We start from the raw sequence: 18,118 nt of genomic DNA, 5'->3' as shown, positions 1-18,118 counted from the left end.
ATCACTGGGCTTTTTGTTGTCTTTTGTCCGTTGAATGCTGCTGCATTTGTTGTTCTTGATCCTCGTGTTCATCCGGATTTTGACGGACTTTGACGTCTTTCGGGAGTTGAGGGATAATTCGTCCCACCATGTCAGCAAGTTCTGAAGCAAAACCGGAGATTGGATGCCCTTGACGAATATGTTCACCGATTTCTTTAATTCGTTCAGTGACATCTGCATCTGCAGTAACGATGGAATCTACACCTTCGGGGTCTTTGCGAAGTGCTTCGGCAACAGCGTACTTAATGGTACCCACCCGAGCACGTTCCAGTTCACCATCAACATCGATGCCAACTACGGCTGTATTACCGAGTATGACGCAGTTCGCATCTTCAACACCTTCCACTTGCTTGGCAAGGGCTTTAAGGTGATTGATTCGTTTTTCATTGGGCATCCGGCCATTCTTTGCATCATCCGCAATGTTGGTATCATGGACTTCACCTGTATCCTCATTGAGGCGGTCCAAACGTGAAGGACTCATCCGATCTTCCTGTGCATTAAGCATGTGAGATCCTTTCCTTTGATCTTGCTGAGTTGTTATATTTCCTCCGTAACTTCTTGGATGCGAGGTATGTGGCTCCTGTGAAGCACTGCGTGTGGAACTGTTGCAACCTGTAAGTATAAAGATCAGAAGCAGCGTGCAAACCCATTTTTTCATAAATGTTCATCCTTTCTTGGAGTTTTTCAGAATGGTTGACAATTATTTTGCCCTAGTCGAATACATTTATGTATGGGATCATGATTGTCCATGCCGCTGCTGAAAGATCACACTATCCATGCCTTTAACGACGCCGCTTTGGAGGGGATTGAATGAAAAAGATTTTTGTATTGGATACCAACGTGCTTCTGCATGACCCCAATGCCATATTTGCCTTTGAGGAACATGAGGTAATCATTCCCGCGGTTGTACTGGAGGAGATCGACTCCAAAAAAAGAAATGCCGATGAAATTGGGCGTAATGCCCGTAATGTGTCCAGACTGTTGGATGGATTACGTGAGCTGGGTCACCTGCACAGTGGGGTACCTTTAGCTAATGGAGGTAACCTGAAAGTAGAGCTGAATCATCGGAGTTTCGTGAAAGTTCAGGAAATGTTCGGTGAAGTGTCCAACGATAATCGCATTTTGGCTGTCGCACTGAATTATCAGATTGAGGAGAACGAAAAGGAAGTAGTCGAACGTCAGGTCGTGCTTGTCAGTAAAGATGTACTTGTGCGTATCAAAGCGGATGTACTTGGTCTGTTTACACAGGATTACTTATCAGATCGGACGGCAGGACTCAGTGAGTTATATCCAGGTTATACGGCCCTAAAAGTTCATCCGTCAGTGATTGATGAGTTTTACACATATCGTTTTTTACCAATCAAACCGTTACAGTTGTCTTATTCGTTGTACCCGAATGAATTTGTCATTCTCAAGGATGAGATGGGAACCAATAAATCGGCTTTGCTTAAAGTGAACACAGAGGGAACAAAGCTGGAGCCGCTTTTCCTCAGTAATGATAATGTCTGGGGTATTAGTGCACGTAACGCACAACAACGCATGGCACTGGAACTGCTTTTGAATGATGACATCCCGCTTGTTACTATCACCGGTAAAGCTGGAACAGGGAAAACCTTGCTGGCACTTGCAGCAGGTCTGCTTAAGGTAGAGGATGATCATAAATACAAAAAACTGTTGATCGCTCGCCCTGTCGTTCCGATGGGGAAAGATATCGGTTACTTGCCTGGTGAGAAGGAAGAAAAACTTCGTCCGTGGATGCAGCCGATTTATGATAATCTGGAGTTTTTGTTTGACACCAAAAAAGCCGGAGATATCGATAAAATTCTAATGGGGCTTGGCAGTATTCAGGTGGAGGCCTTAACATACATTCGTGGAAGATCGATACCTGGACAGTTTATCATTATTGATGAAGCCCAGAATCTGTCGCGCCACGAAGTGAAGACCATTGTATCAAGGGTCGGTGAAGGCAGTAAGATTATTTTGATGGGAGACCCCGAACAGATAGACCATCCGTATCTTGATTCTGCCAGTAACGGTCTGACCTATATCGTGGAACGGTTCAAACAAGAGGGAATCAGCGGACACATCATGCTCGAAAAAGGAGAACGGTCCAAGCTGGCACAACTTGCAGCTGATTTATTGTAATATTTAGGGGATTTATTTCCCGGAAAATGTTGTTATTGAAGCCGGCTACTGGAGCCGGCTTTTTGCTGAAAAAATAAGTAAGCGTTATTACACAGAACTCGATATGCTCGTATTATGCAAAAATCCGAAAAAGTGTTTTTCGGCAGGGTAGGACAAGAGTACTACTTATTTGTTACAATAATTGCTGCAGGAAAAAACTAGGTGGGCAGGGAGGGAAGTTAATGAAGCGTAGACATCAGGTTGTTTTGTTCGCGGTATTGCTGCTTTCGTTAACGATCTTGTCACCGAGTTTTGACTTTAGAGGTTCACAGCTTAATCAGGAACGTGATCAGGAGAAGGAGGCTTTTCCTGGGTCTTTGTCCCGTAATGAAGATGCTCAAGCTCCGCTGGAGATTGTAGTGGCCATGCCGGATGAAGAGTTTCAAGCCTTTCAAAAAATAGCCAAAGAAGTTGCTGCTTCCCAGCTGGTAGAGATTAATCTTCGGAATGAGAAGCCGGATACATATAAACATGTTTTGGATCTTGAATTTTCACTGGGAGAGAACGGTGATGTTGTTCTGCTTGATAGTGAGGAAGTGCAATACTATGCCCAAAAAGGGTATTTGTATCCGTTAAATGGAACAACATTATCAAAGTCACTAGGAGATACGATAGTGGGGTTACGGGGAATGACAGAGTGGAATGGTTATCAGTGGGGAATGCCTTTTGATTTTGATCCGTACATTCTGGCTGCACAATCTTCATTTCTGAAGAGAGTTGGTCTGGAGTCATTACCTCGCAATAAAGATCAGTGGGTCAAACTTACTCAACAAGCCATTGCGGAAGGCATCCCTTTAATTACAATGAACATCAATGATATGTACGGAACGAATGCGTGGCTGAATCATTTGGAACCGAGGATGGCACCAGATCAAGTTAAACGAACGAAAATAGATTCGCAAACGGGGGATCTTCAGCAGGGGATTCAGTTGATGAATCAGATTCAGCCCCTTATTAGGCTTGATTCTACCAATTCGGGGTTCTCTCCGACTGCTGACCCGAACGACACACCGATGGTTGTATCATTGTTATCTCAATTATTAAGTGCGGATCAAGCGAGTACAGTTGATAAAGATTCTTTGGAGCGGATTTCTTTCGAAACCTTGGATACTGTTAAATCCAGAAGCCTTGTCATTACTGCGGGTTCCGTTGAGGCAGAGGAGGCAAGTAGATGGATTGAAGGAATGACGTCTGCTACGACACAGTTGAAATGGTACCAACAGGTTAACCGGTTGCCCGCAAAGCAGCAGGAACTGGATTTGGAGTCTGAGAAACTTGCTGGACGTTATGACATGACAAAGGGACAATCCTGGTTATTAACCACCCAAGATGTCCCCGCTGCAACGATCAAAAGTCATGCTCTAATAACTCGTTTTCATCAAAAAGTACAACAATTCTTAAAGGGAGAAATTACAGCTAATCAATACGTAGACAGTATTAGAACGACGAATTAACTTTAAGTTCGTGTTCAACCTCTTTAAAATGATATAGCTAGTTTCACTTCCAGTACGCCTTCACTTGTTGAAACATCGGTTGCTTTGACAAACGACAGGATTTTCTGCGGATAGAACCCAAGGTCAAATTCTCTTTCCAGCATTCGACGAGTCGTATCTGGTAATTCAAGCTGGTTGAATACAAGTTTGTCCACATGAAAGCGAATGGAGTTTTGAGGTTCATTTTCTACCGTATAATGTCCTTCAATGCTTAATTGCAACTGATCCCGCTGACCGGAAGCTATAATCTTATCCTGGTTAAACTGAAAGGCAAAGTCTTCAAAGATTGAATTTTGGGAACGCAGAAATGCATTAAGCTCATCCTGCCCAATTCGAATCGTATAGGTTGTTCCAGTCGTGGATATGCCTCCGTTTTGTTTTTGGATAAAATCGGGCAGGTTCTGCATGGCAGATGCCAAAGCTTTGAAATATCGTTTCACCTCATAGATGCCGATATTCTCCCAATAAAGGGTAAGTTCATCCATCAGTTTCTGAATCGCTGCCGCATCTCCGCTGGTGGCTATTTGGGCATCCATTTCTTTTTGCAAGGTGACTACACGTTCCCGCTGGTTTTGAAGATTAGTCTTCATTTCGGTTAATTCTGTTGTAGTCTGACGAATCTGAGTGGAAGTCTGTTGCAGGTTGTGATAACGGTCCTGATACTTGTCCAGCACAGCCTGGTCCCGTCCGATAATAATCTGGTAATAATCATACAGTACAAACAGGTCTTTGAATGACCTGGCTCCCAGGACCGTCATGAGGAGGCTATCGCGTTCTCCTGTGTAGTAGGATCTTACTACAGCTCCGGCCCGATCTTGCTGAATATGTATCTGTTCTTCCTGTTCCTGAAGCTGGACAGATAATGTCTCGTATTGTTGAGCCAGCTGCTTCTGCCTTTCGGCGATGCGTTCGATTTCGTGATCGATTTCAACAATAGATAGACTTTTTTGCAATATCTCACGTGTATCCTCAGGTGAAGACTCTCCATAGGCATGGGCTAAAGGTAGCTGGAGGAATAAAATGATGCATAATATAAAGGCGGCAATGCCGTATTGACGTTTCACCGATCCATTCTCCTTTCCACTTCTTAAATGACTATCGTACAGGCTGGTTGCCTTCCAGACAATATATGAAACAAATACGTGAAATATCCTTAGTGGTTACATAACACCACGAACATTCATTTAATCTGAACACAACAAAAAAGCAACCCGACAGATATCGGATCACTTTGATGCTGCAGGTGGATTAGAGCGGCAACCCCATTTCGAATACGGTCCAGTAGCTGAACCCCGTGAATGTTACGATCATATAACCCCAGAAGAGCAATATGTACGTTCGCTCGGTAAATTTCAAGTATCCCAAAATGACAAAAAACGCAGTCTGCAGGAAAAAAAGCAAAGCCATTTCGACCAGATCTCCCGCAAAAGCCATCAGGCCAATTGCAAGCGTGAAGAACCCGAGTACCCGAAACATGCGTGCCACGGTAAATCCTCCTCTCCTAAGTACGTTCATAGATTGTCTACACAACATTATACCGGGAAAGGAAAAACGTGTAAACAAATTTGGATATGAAAGCGAATTCTTTTTTTGCTAAAAGTAAGTATAGAGGGATATGTTTTGCATATGTCACGTATGAGCAAGCCTGAATGTGGAAATACATTTTAGTATGAAATCAATTCTATGAACTCTATGAGAGGCATAAGAATGAATGAAGCAGCTTTTATACCTAATTCACATACCGGGCTTCCGGTAATGCGGACGGTTATTTTAGGATGTTGTTAGGAGGGTATTATAGCATGACTGCAGTGAGACAGGATGCTTGGAGTACAGAGGACGATTTGATATTGGCTGAGGTTACTTTGCGTCATATTCGGGAAGGCAGTACACAATTGGCCGCTTTTGAAGAAGTGGGCGAAAAAATAGGCAGAACATCTGCCGCATGCGGTTTTCGCTGGAACAGCTGTGTACGTAAAAAGTATGATTCAGCCATCAGTAACGCCAAGGCACAACGACAAAAACGAAGTTATCTCAGAAAGCAGCCAGCTATGCTCGGACCACAGGTTGCAGCATTGTCTACACTGGACACTGAAGAACATCTGTACAAATCAGATGGGATCTCAGACGATTCATTATCGATGGATGCAGTAATCCGCTTCCTGCGACAATGGAAGGGAACAGTGCAGGAGAGTAATCGTCAACTCAAGATGCTGGAGAAGGAGCTTCGGGAGAAAGAAGATGAATTGCTTGAATTACGTCTTGAGAATGACCGTCTCTCCAAGGAAGTGAATGAAGTACAGACGGATTACCGTGTGGTGAATGACGACTACAAAGCTTTGATTCAGATTATGGATCGGGCTCGCAGACTCGCATTTTTGTCCGAAGAAGAAGAGGAACTTAAGACACGTTTCAAGATGGATGCCAACGGGAATCTGGAACGAATTGAATAACGAGTTAAGACGTTTGTTTTGTGAAAGTCAGGTATGAACCCGCCACACCTCCGTTACACAACGGCAGGTATGACGGGTTTTTAGTTTGGTGTTTTTGTTCTATTATAGATATTAGAAGGCAACTACTGAAGCGGAGAGGAGTGCATCATATGATCATTGATATCGTAGGAGCGGGGGCACTTGGTCTTTTGTATGGCGGGAAACTGCTGGCATCAGGTAACCAGGTCAGATTTTGGACCAGAACAACAGCTCAGGCAGACCTCCTCAGTCATAATGGAGTAACCATTGTGGAACAAGACGAGGAGATACATATTCTACCGGATCAAATACAGGCGAAACCAGTAAGTGAGCTGACTGACACTTGGAAGAACACACCAGGAGAATGGTTACTGCTTATGGTTAAGCAGACAAGCATTGATGATTTCATTCATGAGATTAGTCTATTGAAAGATCAGGTGCTGAACATCGCGTGTTTTCAAAATGGGATGGGCCATCTGGAGAAACTTCAAGCAGCTTTGCCCAAGTCGCTTCTGTGTAGTGCGATTACAACAGAAGGTGCGAAGCGAACACAAAGTCAGGTGACTCGTGCAGGTACAGGTGAAACCAGTCTGGGGAGATACAACATACATATAGGAGCTTCTACCTCTATAGAGGAGAAGAGAACATTTACTCTGTCGGGATCGTTGCAGCAGGCAGGATTTGACTGTACAGTGTCGAATGAAATCGATAAGCTGATATACAGGAAACTATTGATTAATTCAGTCATTAACCCGCTCACGGCACTATGGCGAGTCCCTAATGGAGAATTGATCGTCAAGGAAGAACGAAAGAGGCTAATGCGCCAGTTATATGATGAAGTATTGTTAATCTACTCTGCAAGTGGAATATGTTTGGATCAGGATATGTGGGATCAACTGATATCGGTCTGTCGTTCTACTGCCACGAATACTTCCTCCATGCTCGCAGATGTTCTCGCTGGACGTGGTACAGAAGTAAGGTCAATTAACGGTCATATTATAAAGATGGCACAGAAGTTGGACCTTGTTGCACCTACACATGAAATACTGCTTCATCTGATTGAAGGAATGCAACCGGAAGGAGTGAATTAATGGGACTTTTTATTGTGTTGAGCATATTGCCCTTTTTTCCGTTCTTTCTTGTCTATTGGGGCATGTACGTATGGAAAAAAGACAAACGTAAAGCATTGCGAATGGCAATGGATATAACCACTTTTTTTCTTGTATTTTCAGTTTCAGCGTTATTCAACTTAACATTTGATTCGAATTTTGGTTTTTATCTGACATTAATACTCATACTAGTAGCACTTGGATTCATCGGGGGTGCGCAAAATCGACTAAAAGGGAAGGTTGATAGGGGTAGAATGTTCCGGGCCGTATGGCGCATGTCTTTCGTCATCATGAGTTTCGGGTATGTTTTGTTTACTTTATTTGGATTATTTAGATACTTCATGCAACAGATGTAAGGATACATAACGCAAAAAGGCTAAAAAATATGTCGATTTTGTCGAAAACTGAAAAAAACATTACTTTCTGAAAAAGTAATGTAGATTTTTTTGACCGGTGGTTGTATAATCTATAAACATATAAACCATATCAATTTAGGGGGAACGTGTTAGATGAAAAGGAAAAGTCTATTAGTCCTTTTGACGCTGATTTTGGCGTTCGGTACCGTACTTGCAGCGTGCGGATCGAAAAACGAAGGCACAGGTAACACCGATACTGGTTCTGCAAACGAAGGAAATGGTCTTGCTAAAGATCAAATCCTGAAAATCAACCTGACTGCTGAACCTCCTACGTTGGACCCGGCTCAAGCAAAAGACAGCCAAACCAACACAGTTCTGAAATTCTTGTACGAAGGTCTTGTACGCATCGATGCTGATGGTAAAGAACAAGCTGGCGTAGCTAAAGACTGGACGATCTCCGAAGATGGTTTGAAATATGTTTTCAACCTGAATCCGGAAGCTAAATGGAGCAACGGTGATGCAATCACTGCCGAAGACTTTGTTCGTTCTTGGGAACGTGCTTTGAAACCGGAAACAGCTTCTCCATATGCTTACCAATTGTACTACATCAAAGGCGCTGAAAGTTACAACCTCAGCAAAGACGAAACTTACAAGGGTACTAAAATCACAGATTTCTCTCAAGTAGGCGTTAAAGCTACGGATGAGCACACACTGGAAGTAACATTGGAAAACCCAACACCTTACTTCTTGGGTCTTACAGCATTCTACACGTACTACCCAGTACATGCGTCTGCTGAGTCCAATGATAAATTCTTCACAGACTACAAAAACATGATCGTTAACGGACCATTTACTATGGATCAGTTCGCTAAAGGTCAAAAAATCGTCGTGAAGAAAAATGATGCTTACCATGCGGCTTCTGATATTAAATTGTCTGAAATTAACATGTCTCTAACAAGCAGCAGTGCTTCCGAACTGCAAGCCTACAAATCAGGACAATTGGACTACACTGGCGCACCTAACGGTGAGATTCCAACAGATCAAATTCCTTCTGTGAAAGCGGAATTGCCAGACGAATTCAAAGCTACTGGTATTGCAAGTACTTACTACTACCAGTTCAACGTAAATGAAGCACCATTTAACAACGCTAAAATTCGTAAAGCATTTGCGATGTCTATTGAACGTCAACTTATTGTTGATAAAGTAACACAAGGTGGACAAATTCCAGCATTCGGCTTTGTACCTCCAGGTATCCGTGGTGAAAACGGCGAATTCCGTGATGAGCACAAAGATGATTATTTCACAGAAAATGTGGACGAAGCAAAAGCGTTGCTTGCTGAAGGTATGAAAGAAGAAGGTTACACAACGTTACCAGCTGTTACGTTGATCTACAACACAAGTGATAATCATGCGAAAATTGCCTTGGCTGTTGCTGATATGTGGAAGAAAAACCTTGGCGTTGACGTGAAAACGGAAAACCAAGAGTGGGGCGTTTTCCTTGAGAACCGTCAAAACCAAAACTTCCAAGTAGCTCGTGCAGGATGGTCTGCTGACTACAACGATCCATACAACTTCTTGGAAATGTGGACTACTGGAAACACAAACAATGATTCCAAATTCAGCAACGAACAGTATGACAAAGATGTTAAAGAAACTGTGAAATCTGCTGATCCAGCTGCACGTATGGCTGCATTTGCTGACGCTGAGAAAATCCTGGTTCAAGATGAAATGGGCGTTATGCCAATCTATTATTACACTAACGTATCTTTGACTAAGCCTTACCTGAAAGGCGTACAACTTGATTTCAGTGGAGCTATTGACTACACTCGTGCATATCTGGAAGAGAAATAAGTTGTTCTGAAGTCTAATATGAATACTTCGGGATATATATGTGGAATTCCATATATATCCCGATTTTTTGTATGTGCACCGATTTTCCTTATAATTCTTGAAATTTCCGATAAATGGATTGGACTTTATTTCTGTCTAATTCTACAATCGATTTGTATACAAAATATTGTTTGTGGAGGTGTGCAAGGGTTGGTTAAGTACGTTTTGAAAAAATTACTATTTATGCTGCTATCGCTTTTCATACTCGCATCTGCAACCTTCTTCCTGATGAAGGCGATTCCGGGTGACCCTTTTACAGCCGAGAAAAAAGTATCGCCTGAAATTCGTGCCCTGCTGGAACAGAAGTATGGTTTGGACAAACCGATGTATGAACAATACCTGAAGTATATGGGTGGAATCATTAAGGGAGATTTCGGGGTTTCAATGAAATATCTCAATCGAGATGTAGCAGGAATGATCGGTGAAACGTTCACTGCTTCGCTGAAGCTTGGAGTGTTTGCGATTGTTATCTCCATTATCGTGGGTGTTTTGCTGGGCCTTATTGCTGCAGTTTACCATCGTAAACTCATTGATGATATTACGATGATCCTCGCTGTCATAGGTATAGCTGTTCCGAGCTTCTTGCTTGCGTCACTATTGCAGTATCTCTTTGCTACTAAATTAGGCTGGTTTAACGTTATGGGCTTTGATGGTCCATTGGATTATGTTCTTCCGGTTGCAGCGTTATCTGCATCTCCGATTGCCTTTATCGCTCGTTTGACGCGTTCGAGCATGCTTGAAGTCTTACATGCAGATTATATCAAAACAGCTAAAGCCAAAGGTCTGAAATGGCCTGCAATTATGTTCAGACACGTTGTAAGAAACGGTATTCTACCAGTAGTAACTTATGTTGGTCCAATGACAGCGAATATCATCACAGGTTCCGTTGTAATTGAACAGATCTTTAACATCGGGGGAATTGGTAAAGTATTCGTAGAGAGTATCACAAACCGTGATTACACTATGATCATGGGGATTACAATTTTCTATGGTATCCTCCTGATGTTGGCTCGTTTCTTTACGGATATCGCTTACGTGCTGATTGATCCTAGAATTAAGCTGGAAAGCCGGAAGGGGGCATAACGTTGTCTGGCACGAATAATAAAAAGAATGAAACGGCGAACACGAACCTGACTAGTCAGGCAGCGGTTAAACCGCAAGAAAGTGTATCCCTTTTTAAAGATGCCATGTACAGACTTGCAACCAATAAGGCTGCAATGATCAGTCTGAGCGTGTTGGTTCTTGTCGTGATTTTCTCTTTGATTGGTCCAACTTCTTTGTTTACAAGTTATAATTATTATTCCAATGATTTGTTGAATGCCAATGCAGCACCGAGTGCGGAGCACTGGTTTGGTACGGACGAGCTTGGTCGCGACGTGTGGGTAAGAACTTGGGTAGGAGCACGTGTATCCCTTACTGTAGGTTTGGCCGCAGCCCTGATTGACCTTGTTATCGGGGTTATTTATGGAGCGATCATGGGTTTCTACGGTGGACGTGTAGATGGAATTATGAACAAGTTTTCCGAAATCCTCTACTCCTTGCCGTACATGCTTGTTGTAATTTTGTTGCTGGTTGTACTGGAACCAAGTCTGACAACGATTATCATTGCCCTCACCATCACAGGCTGGATCAGCATGTCATGGATTGTGCGTGGTGAAATTATGCAACTCAAAAACAGAGACTTTATTCTTGCTGCAAGGTCCATGGGAGCAAGCACAGGGCGTCAATTGTTCCGTCATTTGCTGCCCAATGCAATTGGACCGATTCTTGTAACATTGACGTTGTCCATTCCAAATGCAATCTTTGCCGAAGCGTTCCTGAGCTTCCTTGGATTGGGTGTATCTGCACCAAGATCTTCACTAGGTTCTATGATCAATGATGCACTTACAGGCTGGACGCTATTCCCGTGGCGGATGTGGTTCCCAGCAGGTCTGATGGTTCTTACAATGCTTGCATTTAACTTGCTCGGAGACGGTCTGCGTGACGCACTCGATCCGAAATTACGTAAATAGAAACAGGAGGTGGGATTATGGAGCCGATTTTAACTGTCAAAGACCTGAGTGTGTCGTTCTCAACACGTTCTGGTGAATTTGATGCCGTTAAACATGTGAGTTTTGAACTTGGCAAAGGAGAGACGCTGGGGATCGTAGGTGAATCGGGTAGTGGTAAGAGTGTTACCGCCCAAACCATCATGAAATTGATTCCCTCCCCGCCTTCGAAGGTCAAAAGCGGAGAAATTACTTTTCACGGGCAAGACCTGCTGAATAAGACAGACAAACAAATGGAAGCGATTCGTGGTAAAGATATCGGTATGATCTTCCAAGATCCAATGACTTCATTGAATCCTACCATTAAAATTGGTAAACAAATTACTGAAGTATTGCGCAAGCATCAGAACATGTCCAAACAAGCGGCGAATAAAGCGGCTTTGGAGATGCTTGAACTTGTAGGTATTAAAAACGCGGCTATTCGCATGAATCATTATCCTCACCAATTCTCTGGTGGTATGCGTCAGCGTGCCATGATTGCGATCGCACTTGCATGTCGTCCATCCCTTCTGATTGCGGATGAACCGACAACTGCACTTGACGTTACAATTCAGGCTCAAATTCTGGATGTCATGAAAGACATGCAGCAAAAGCTGGGAACATCGATCATGCTGATTACGCATGACCTTGGTGTCGTAGCGGGTATGTGTGACCGTGTTGTTGTTATGAAGGAAGGCGAAGTTGTTGAAACAGGAACAACTGCTGAAATCTTTAGTAACCCTCAACATCCATACACCATTAAATTGCTGAATGCTTTGCCTCGTCTGGACGAGCCCAAAAAGGAAAAACCAGCTCCGGCTGGTATTATCAAAGGCAGCAATAAGCCTCTGGTACAAGTGAAAAACTTGAAACAGTACTTTAATTTGGGTAAAGGTAACATTCTCAAAGCGGTCAATGACGTAAGCTTTGATATCTTTGAAGGTGAAACACTTGGCGTTGTAGGCGAGTCTGGCTGTGGTAAATCCACAACAGGTCGTACCATTCTGCGTCTTTATGAGCCAACTGGCGGAAATGTTAACTTCAACGGAACGGATATCTACAATTTGTCTCCGCGCAAAATGAAAGAAATGCGTAAAGATATGCAAATGATTTTCCAAGATCCATATGCATCTCTTAACCCGCGTTTCAATGTTATGGATATTATCGGGGAGTCCCTCGATATTCATGGTCTGGCTTCCAGCTCTAAAGAGCGCAAGAGACGAGTGGAGGAACTGCTTGATCTGGTAGGTTTGAATCCAAGTCATGCTCTTCGTTATCCACATGAATTCTCCGGTGGTCAAAGACAACGGATCGGGATTGCGCGTGCACTTGCTGTAGACCCTAAATTCATCATCTGTGATGAGCCATTGTCTGCACTGGATGTATCCATTCAGGCACAGGTCGTTAAATTGCTTGAAGAACTTCAGCAACGTCTCGGCTTGACTTACCTGTTTATCGCGCATGACTTGTCGATGGTTAAACATATCAGTGACCGTGTCGCTGTAATGTACATGGGTAAAGTGGTTGAGCTCGCAGAAAGTGAAGAACTGTATGCGAACCCTATCCACCCTTATACCAAAACATTGCTCTCAGCAATCCCTGTACCTGACCCGGAAGTGGAAGCGAACAAACGTCGCATCTTGCTGCCGGAAGAGCATATGAGCCCGATTCAGAATGGATCTGGTGGTCCTGCAAATGACCCGTACAACTTGGAAAATGCTCAATTGATTGAGGTTTCCAAAGGTCACTGGGTTGCAGAACCTTACGTATAATAGGAATATTAAAGCGATATGCTATTATTGATGTATTAAATGCCGCCGACTCGTTCGGCGGTTTTTTTCGTATTTTAATCACTTTCTTTTGACGAAGCGGCCTTGAATTCGGTACAATCAAGAAAGGCTCTTTGAAGCAGAATAGGAGGCAGACCTCATGAACGGTATTACCGAGGCACTCCGCAGCGGATCAAGACTTGCAGAAGAATATATCTGTTCAAGAGATGCTGCGCGTGGCCTTTACGAGTATGACATTCGCTGGGAATCAGGACTTCAGGCGCGTGCCGAGTGGCTGGACCAATCGGAAAACACACGTGTTGATCGTCGTGATCTGGCAGAGTATTTACGTATATATAATAAGCGGGTGAACGACCATGGAGAGGTTCATGCGTCCATCACACGTCTTGCAGAACAAGATGCACTAGTGGTTACAGGAGGACAACAGAGCGGTCTGCTCACCGGACCACTGTTCGTCATATACAAAGCCGCCAGCGTAGTGGCAGCTGCGCGTGAAGCGGAAGAAAGACTTCAACGCCCGGTAGTCCCAGTATTTTGGATTGCCGGTGAAGACCATGACTGGGATGAGGTTAACCACACATATCTACCTGATCATCAGGGAGACATGAAGAAGGTTAAGTTACAAGGACGATTCGCAGGAAGGGATTCTGTGAGTAATGTTCATGTGGATACACAGCAGTGGATGAATGTACTCGAACAGGTGGAACATCTTTTACCCGATACGATACATAAACCAGGACTGATGAAATGTATCACAGAGATCCATCAATCCAGTTCAAATCTGAGTGATGCATTTGCCCGCATGATATCTGCCTTGTTTGCCAGCAGTGGACTTGTTCTAATGGATGCATCGGATCCAGATTTACGCAGGTTGGAACAGCCCGTGTTTGAGCGGTTGATACGAAAAAATGCAGTGCTGCGCAACGCATACACACAAGGTGCTTCGCTGGTACAACAAGCTGGCTATGCTATGCCTGCCGAAGTAGCAGAGGATGGAGCCAATCTGTTCTACATTCATGAAGGTGCGCGTCTACTCTTGTTGTTGAAGGACGGTTTATATAGTGATCGCAAAGGTTTGGTTTCTTTCACAGAGGAACGTTTGCTTCAGGAACTGGGAGAACATCCGGAGCGCTTCAGTAACAACGTATTGACACGACCATTAATGCAAGATTCCGTGCTGCCTGTAGCCGCAGTTATTTTGGGGCAAGGTGAAATTGCATATTGGGGTTTGACTCGGGAAGCATTCCGTCAGTTCGGACTGCAAATGCCCATTTTGTTGCCGCGGTTGTCTTTCACCATTATGGAAGATATTCATCACAAACATATGAAACAATATGGACTTTCTTTTCAGGATGTTCAATATCATATGGAAGAAAAGAAAGAGCAGTGGCTCGCACAGCAGGAGACGTTCCAGGTAGATGAACAGTTTGACAAGGTTCAGGAAGCGTTTCTTGATCTGTATGGACCGTTGCTTGATGAGATCGCGGAGATTCATCCGGGGCTGGAACGAATTGGCGATACCAATTTGAGTAAAATCAACGAGCAAATGCAGTATCTGAAACAGCAGACTCACAAAGCTATCGAAGATAAACACAATGTGAGTCTAAGGCACTGGAACGGCATTCAGAACTCCTTATTCCCAACGGGCAAACCACAGGAACGAGTACATAATGCACTCTTTTACCTGAATCGTTATGGCACCGAGTGGATCGATGAACTGATTAAGGACTCAAGTGAATTCCTTGGAGAGCATAAGGTTATTGCACTGTAGAGCCCTTTATAATAGAAGAAACACATAAATGAGGAGGATATGAAATGACTACACCTGCATTGCAAAACAGTATTGTTAAAGATATGGGACTCGCTTCAGAGGGTCACCTGAAAATTGATTGGGTAGAAGCGCATATGCCGGTACTGAACCGCATTCGTCGCCAGTTCGAACAGGATCTGCCCTTCAAAGGTTTGAAGGTTGCGATTTGTCTTCATCTGGAAGCGAAAACAGCTTACTTGGCAAAAGTGATCCAAGCGGGTGGTGCAGAAGTAACAATTACGCATAGCAATCCATTGTCTACACAAGATGATGTTTGCGCAGCATTGGTGGAAGACGGCGTTACGGTGTATGCGAAGTACAATCCGGAGCCGGCGGAATTCAAATCATTGCAACTGCGTGCGCTTGAGGTGAAGCCTGATCTCATTATTGATGATGGTGGAGACTTTGCAACCATTATTGCATCCGAGCGCCCTGACCTCGCAGCAACAATTCGCGGAGGAGCAGAAGAAACGACAACGGGTATTATTCGTTTGAAAGCATTGGCGAAAGAAGGCCAATTGAAGTTTCCGATGGTTGCGGTTAATGACGCATACTGCAAGTATCTGTTTGACAATCGCTACGGTACGGGACAATCTGCATTCGACGGGATTATTCGTACAACCAACCTGGTTATCGCTGGTAAAAACGTAGTGGTAGCAGGTTATGGCTGGTGTGGTAAAGGTGTAGCGATGCGCGCCAAAGGTCTTGGTGCAAATGTGATCGTAACCGAGATCGATCCAATCAAAGCGGTAGAAGCACACATGGATGGGTTCCGGGTCATGACGATGGTGGAAGCCGCCAAATTGGGTGATTTCTTTATTGCAGTTACAGGCAATAAGGATGTTATCACAGGTGAGCATTACGATGTGATGAAGGACGGAGCGATCCTGAGTAATGCAGGTCACTTTGATGTTGAAGTGAATAAACCTGAATTGGCTAAACGTTCCGAATCGATTCGCACAGTTCGTCGCAACATTGAGGAATATCGTTTTAAAGACGGTCGTAAAATGTACCTTCTTGCAGAAGGTCGTCTTGTAAACCTGGGCGCAGCAGATGGTCACCCTGCCGAAATCATGGATACGACGTTTGCTCTGCAGGCACTTGGTCTGCGTTATGTAAGTGAGAATTATGAAAACTTGGGTAAAAACGTTGTTAATGTACCTTATGATATTGACCAGCAAGTTGCCAGCTATAAACTTGAAAGCCTGAATATTGGCATCGACTCCTTGTCAGCTGAGCAAGAGAAATACCTGGATAGCTGGAAATTTTAAGCTTTATCCAATAATTACAAGCTGATGAAATGGTTCAATAGGTATAGAATGGTTTATTGATGATATGGCTCATGTGCGGGTAGACATACGATTGCCCGTTTAAGGGAAGCGTCTTTGATCCTGAGTGACAGGATCAAGGGCGTTTTTTTATGCTGAAAAATTAAAAAATCAAGTCATGCAAGAAGGGTTTTGATTTTTTTGTGCGAATCTATTATGCTTAGGTGGTGGAAAGTGGGGCAAAGTGGGAGAAACGGGTGAGGAGTGAGTGGGCCAATGTTTATGGGGGAGTTCCAACATAGCATTGATGATAAGGGTCGGGTTATCATTCCGGCTAAATTCCGCGAATCTCTGGGACCGTCTTTCGTTGTCACACGGGGTTTGGACCAGTGTCTTTTCGTGTACCCCATGGAGGAGTGGGGGGTCATGGAACAGAAGCTCAAAGCACTGCCATTGATGAAATCTGATGCACGTGCGTTTACCCGTTTTTTTTTCTCGGGTGCAACCGAATGTGAACTGGACAAACAGGGCAGGGTAAATCTGCCGGGCAATTTAAGAGAGTATGCCAAGCTGGACAAGGATTGTGTTGTTCTTGGCGTGTCAAACCGGGTGGAGATTTGGAGCAAAGGCATATGGGAGAGTTATTTCAATCAATCCGAAGAAGCATTCAACGACATTGCCGAAAAGCTGGTCGATTTTAATTTTGATTTATAAAGTCAGGAGGGGTGCAGGTTGTTTCACCACATAACCGTACTCAAAGAAGAGGCAACAGAGGGATTAAACATCAAGCAGGACGGTATATACGTGGACTGCACTTTAGGCGGTGGCGGACATAGCTCCGTGATTGCTTCCAAGCTCGGTCCAGGGGGACGTCTGATCGCACTTGATCAGGATGATTGGGCTTTGGATAATGCTCGCGAGAAGCTCGCAGCTTATGGAGAACGTGTAACATTGGTGAAAACCAATTTTCGAGATCTGGAACAGGTACTCAAGGATCTGGATGTACCAATGAAGGATGGTGCACCACAGGTCGACGGTATTTTGTACGACTTGGGTGTGTCATCTCCGCAATTTGATGAAGGAGAACGTGGATTCAGCTACAATCACGATGCTCCGCTCGATATGCGAATGGACCAGGATGCAATGCTGACGGCCAAAGAGATTGTGAATGAGTGGCCAGAAGAAGAGATTGCTCGAATTTTGTATCGCTATGGTGAAGAGAAGTTTTCGAGAAGAATTGCCCGTGTTATCGTCGGAAAACGAGCGCAGTCTACCATTGAGACGACAGGTGAACTCGTGGAACTGATCAAGGAAGGCATCCCGGCGGCAGCTCGCCGTACGGGTGGACATCCTGCCAAACGTAGCTTCCAGGCATTACGCATTGCCGTCAACGATGAGTTGGGTGCTTTTGAAGAAGGCTTGCATCAGGCTGTTCGTTGTCTGGCACCAGGAGGACGTGTATCTGTTATTACCTTCCACTCCCTTGAGGATCGGATATGTAAACAGATTTTCAGCAGTTATCTGGAAAAATGTACATGTCCACCCGATTTTCCGTTGTGTGTATGCGGCGGCAAAGGGACCCTGCGTTTAGTTAACAGAAAACCGTTGATTCCAACGGAAACGGAATTGACCGAAAATTCACGTGCTCGTTCAGCCAAGCTGCGCGTAGCCGAGAAATTGTAGA

16 protein-coding genes are annotated in these 18,118 nt (G+C 44.1%); 13 read left to right on the top strand and 3 right to left on the bottom strand.

What is annotated here, in order from left to right; genetic code table 11:
• Nucleotide 1: 1 nt before the first annotated feature.
• Nucleotides 2-697, bottom strand: coding sequence for a YhcN/YlaJ family sporulation lipoprotein (locus MKZ13_RS21440; protein ID WP_339178000.1), 696 nt, complete (start codon nucleotides 695-697; stop codon nucleotides 2-4).
• A gap of 152 nt (nucleotides 698-849) precedes the next feature.
• Here MKZ13_RS21440 and MKZ13_RS21435 point away from each other — a divergent pair, with 152 nt between their 5' ends.
• Together MKZ13_RS21435 and MKZ13_RS21430 are read left to right on the top strand one after the other, a co-directional pair.
• The gene (locus tag MKZ13_RS21435) at nucleotides 850-2,184 is read left to right on the top strand and encodes a PhoH family protein (RefSeq protein ID WP_024628438.1); all 1,335 of its coding nucleotides are present in this window, start codon (nucleotides 850-852) and stop codon (nucleotides 2,182-2,184) included.
• 221 nt (nucleotides 2,185-2,405) lie between these two features.
• A complete protein-coding gene (locus MKZ13_RS21430) occupies nucleotides 2,406-3,677 on the top strand; it encodes a hypothetical protein (RefSeq protein ID WP_339177997.1) in 1,272 nt (423 codons plus the stop codon).
• 23 nt (nucleotides 3,678-3,700) lie between these two features.
• Here the strand turns inward: MKZ13_RS21430 and MKZ13_RS21425 are convergent, their stop codons facing one another.
• The gene (locus MKZ13_RS21425; protein ID WP_339177996.1) at nucleotides 3,701-4,780 is read right to left on the bottom strand and encodes a hypothetical protein; all 1,080 of its coding nucleotides are present in this window, start codon (nucleotides 4,778-4,780) and stop codon (nucleotides 3,701-3,703) included.
• Between the two features lie 184 nt (nucleotides 4,781-4,964).
• Entirely contained in the window at nucleotides 4,965-5,201 is a 237-nt protein-coding gene (locus MKZ13_RS21420; RefSeq protein ID WP_017687281.1) for a DUF2626 domain-containing protein, read from the bottom strand.
• Nucleotides 5,202-5,515: 314 nt separating this feature from the next.
• On the opposite strand from MKZ13_RS21420, the gene MKZ13_RS21415 reads away from it, so the two are divergent.
• The 11 genes from MKZ13_RS21415 (at nucleotide 5,516) to rsmH (ending at nucleotide 18,117) form a co-directional block, all read left to right on the top strand.
• Nucleotides 5,516-6,166: an RsfA family transcriptional regulator gene (locus MKZ13_RS21415; RefSeq protein ID WP_076211575.1), complete on the top strand. Its 651-nt coding sequence runs from the start codon at nucleotides 5,516-5,518 to the stop codon at nucleotides 6,164-6,166.
• A 149-nt stretch (nucleotides 6,167-6,315) separates the two neighbouring features.
• The gene (locus tag MKZ13_RS21410) at nucleotides 6,316-7,275 is read left to right on the top strand and encodes a 2-dehydropantoate 2-reductase (protein WP_339177995.1); all 960 of its coding nucleotides are present in this window, start codon (nucleotides 6,316-6,318) and stop codon (nucleotides 7,273-7,275) included.
• Complete coding sequence (locus MKZ13_RS21405) at nucleotides 7,275-7,649, top strand: DUF3397 domain-containing protein (RefSeq protein ID WP_339177993.1); 375 nt, start codon at nucleotides 7,275-7,277, stop codon at nucleotides 7,647-7,649. The genes MKZ13_RS21410 and MKZ13_RS21405 overlap by 1 nt, the downstream gene beginning before the upstream one ends.
• A 153-nt stretch (nucleotides 7,650-7,802) precedes the next feature.
• Nucleotides 7,803-9,500 (top strand): peptide ABC transporter substrate-binding protein, encoded by a 1,698-nt coding sequence (locus tag MKZ13_RS21400; protein WP_339177991.1) that lies wholly within the window; start codon nucleotides 7,803-7,805, stop codon nucleotides 9,498-9,500.
• A gap of 189 nt (nucleotides 9,501-9,689) precedes the next feature.
• A complete protein-coding gene (locus tag MKZ13_RS21395) occupies nucleotides 9,690-10,622 on the top strand; it encodes an ABC transporter permease (protein WP_339177988.1) in 933 nt (310 codons plus the stop codon).
• 2 nt (nucleotides 10,623-10,624) lie between these two features.
• Nucleotides 10,625-11,551, top strand: coding sequence for an ABC transporter permease (locus MKZ13_RS21390; protein ID WP_017687287.1), 927 nt, complete (start codon nucleotides 10,625-10,627; stop codon nucleotides 11,549-11,551).
• 17 nt (nucleotides 11,552-11,568) lie between these two features.
• Nucleotides 11,569-13,338, top strand: a complete 1,770-nt coding sequence (locus MKZ13_RS21385; RefSeq protein WP_339177986.1) for an ABC transporter ATP-binding protein — start codon at nucleotides 11,569-11,571, stop codon at nucleotides 13,336-13,338.
• A 157-nt stretch (nucleotides 13,339-13,495) separates the two neighbouring features.
• Complete coding sequence (gene bshC, locus MKZ13_RS21380) at nucleotides 13,496-15,127, top strand: bacillithiol biosynthesis cysteine-adding enzyme BshC (RefSeq protein ID WP_339177985.1); 1,632 nt, start codon at nucleotides 13,496-13,498, stop codon at nucleotides 15,125-15,127.
• 44 nt (nucleotides 15,128-15,171) lie between these two features.
• Nucleotides 15,172-16,437, top strand: a complete 1,266-nt coding sequence (locus tag MKZ13_RS21375; RefSeq protein WP_047843755.1) for an adenosylhomocysteinase — start codon at nucleotides 15,172-15,174, stop codon at nucleotides 16,435-16,437.
• Nucleotides 16,438-16,710: 273 nt separating this feature from the next.
• The gene (mraZ, locus tag MKZ13_RS21370; protein ID WP_017687291.1) at nucleotides 16,711-17,148 is read left to right on the top strand and encodes a division/cell wall cluster transcriptional repressor MraZ; all 438 of its coding nucleotides are present in this window, start codon (nucleotides 16,711-16,713) and stop codon (nucleotides 17,146-17,148) included.
• Between the two features lie 18 nt (nucleotides 17,149-17,166).
• Nucleotides 17,167-18,117 carry a 16S rRNA (cytosine(1402)-N(4))-methyltransferase RsmH gene (rsmH, locus tag MKZ13_RS21365; RefSeq protein WP_036614882.1) on the top strand — a complete coding sequence of 317 codons (951 nt, stop codon included), beginning with the start codon at nucleotides 17,167-17,169 and terminating at the stop codon, nucleotides 18,115-18,117.
• Nucleotide 18,118 lies beyond the last annotated feature (1 nt).

This window comes from Paenibacillus sp. FSL R5-0701 (assembly GCF_037973995.1).
Taxonomy (GTDB): domain Bacteria; phylum Bacillota; class Bacilli; order Paenibacillales; family Paenibacillaceae; genus Paenibacillus.
This window is presented reverse-complemented; position numbering and strand designations above follow the sequence as displayed.

Bases quoted from the DNA above. Each gene is read 5' to 3' on its own strand.
- MKZ13_RS21440 (WP_339178000.1), bottom strand. From the start codon at position 697: ATGAAAAAATGGGTTTGCACGCTGCTTCTGATCTTTATACTTACAGGT.
- MKZ13_RS21435 (WP_024628438.1), top strand. From the start codon at position 850: ATGAAAAAGATTTTTGTATTGGATACCAACGTGCTTCTGCATGACCCC.
- MKZ13_RS21430 (WP_339177997.1), top strand. From the start codon at position 2,406: ATGAAGCGTAGACATCAGGTTGTTTTGTTCGCGGTATTGCTGCTTTCG.
- MKZ13_RS21415 (WP_076211575.1), top strand. From the start codon at position 5,516: ATGACTGCAGTGAGACAGGATGCTTGGAGTACAGAGGACGATTTGATA.
- MKZ13_RS21410 (WP_339177995.1), top strand. From the start codon at position 6,316: ATGATCATTGATATCGTAGGAGCGGGGGCACTTGGTCTTTTGTATGGC.
- MKZ13_RS21405 (WP_339177993.1), top strand. From the start codon at position 7,275: ATGGGACTTTTTATTGTGTTGAGCATATTGCCCTTTTTTCCGTTCTTT.
- MKZ13_RS21400 (WP_339177991.1), top strand. From the start codon at position 7,803: ATGAAAAGGAAAAGTCTATTAGTCCTTTTGACGCTGATTTTGGCGTTC.
- MKZ13_RS21385 (WP_339177986.1), top strand. From the start codon at position 11,569: ATGGAGCCGATTTTAACTGTCAAAGACCTGAGTGTGTCGTTCTCAACA.
- bshC (WP_339177985.1), top strand. From the start codon at position 13,496: ATGAACGGTATTACCGAGGCACTCCGCAGCGGATCAAGACTTGCAGAA.
- MKZ13_RS21375 (WP_047843755.1), top strand. From the start codon at position 15,172: ATGACTACACCTGCATTGCAAAACAGTATTGTTAAAGATATGGGACTC.
- mraZ (WP_017687291.1), top strand. From the start codon at position 16,711: ATGTTTATGGGGGAGTTCCAACATAGCATTGATGATAAGGGTCGGGTT.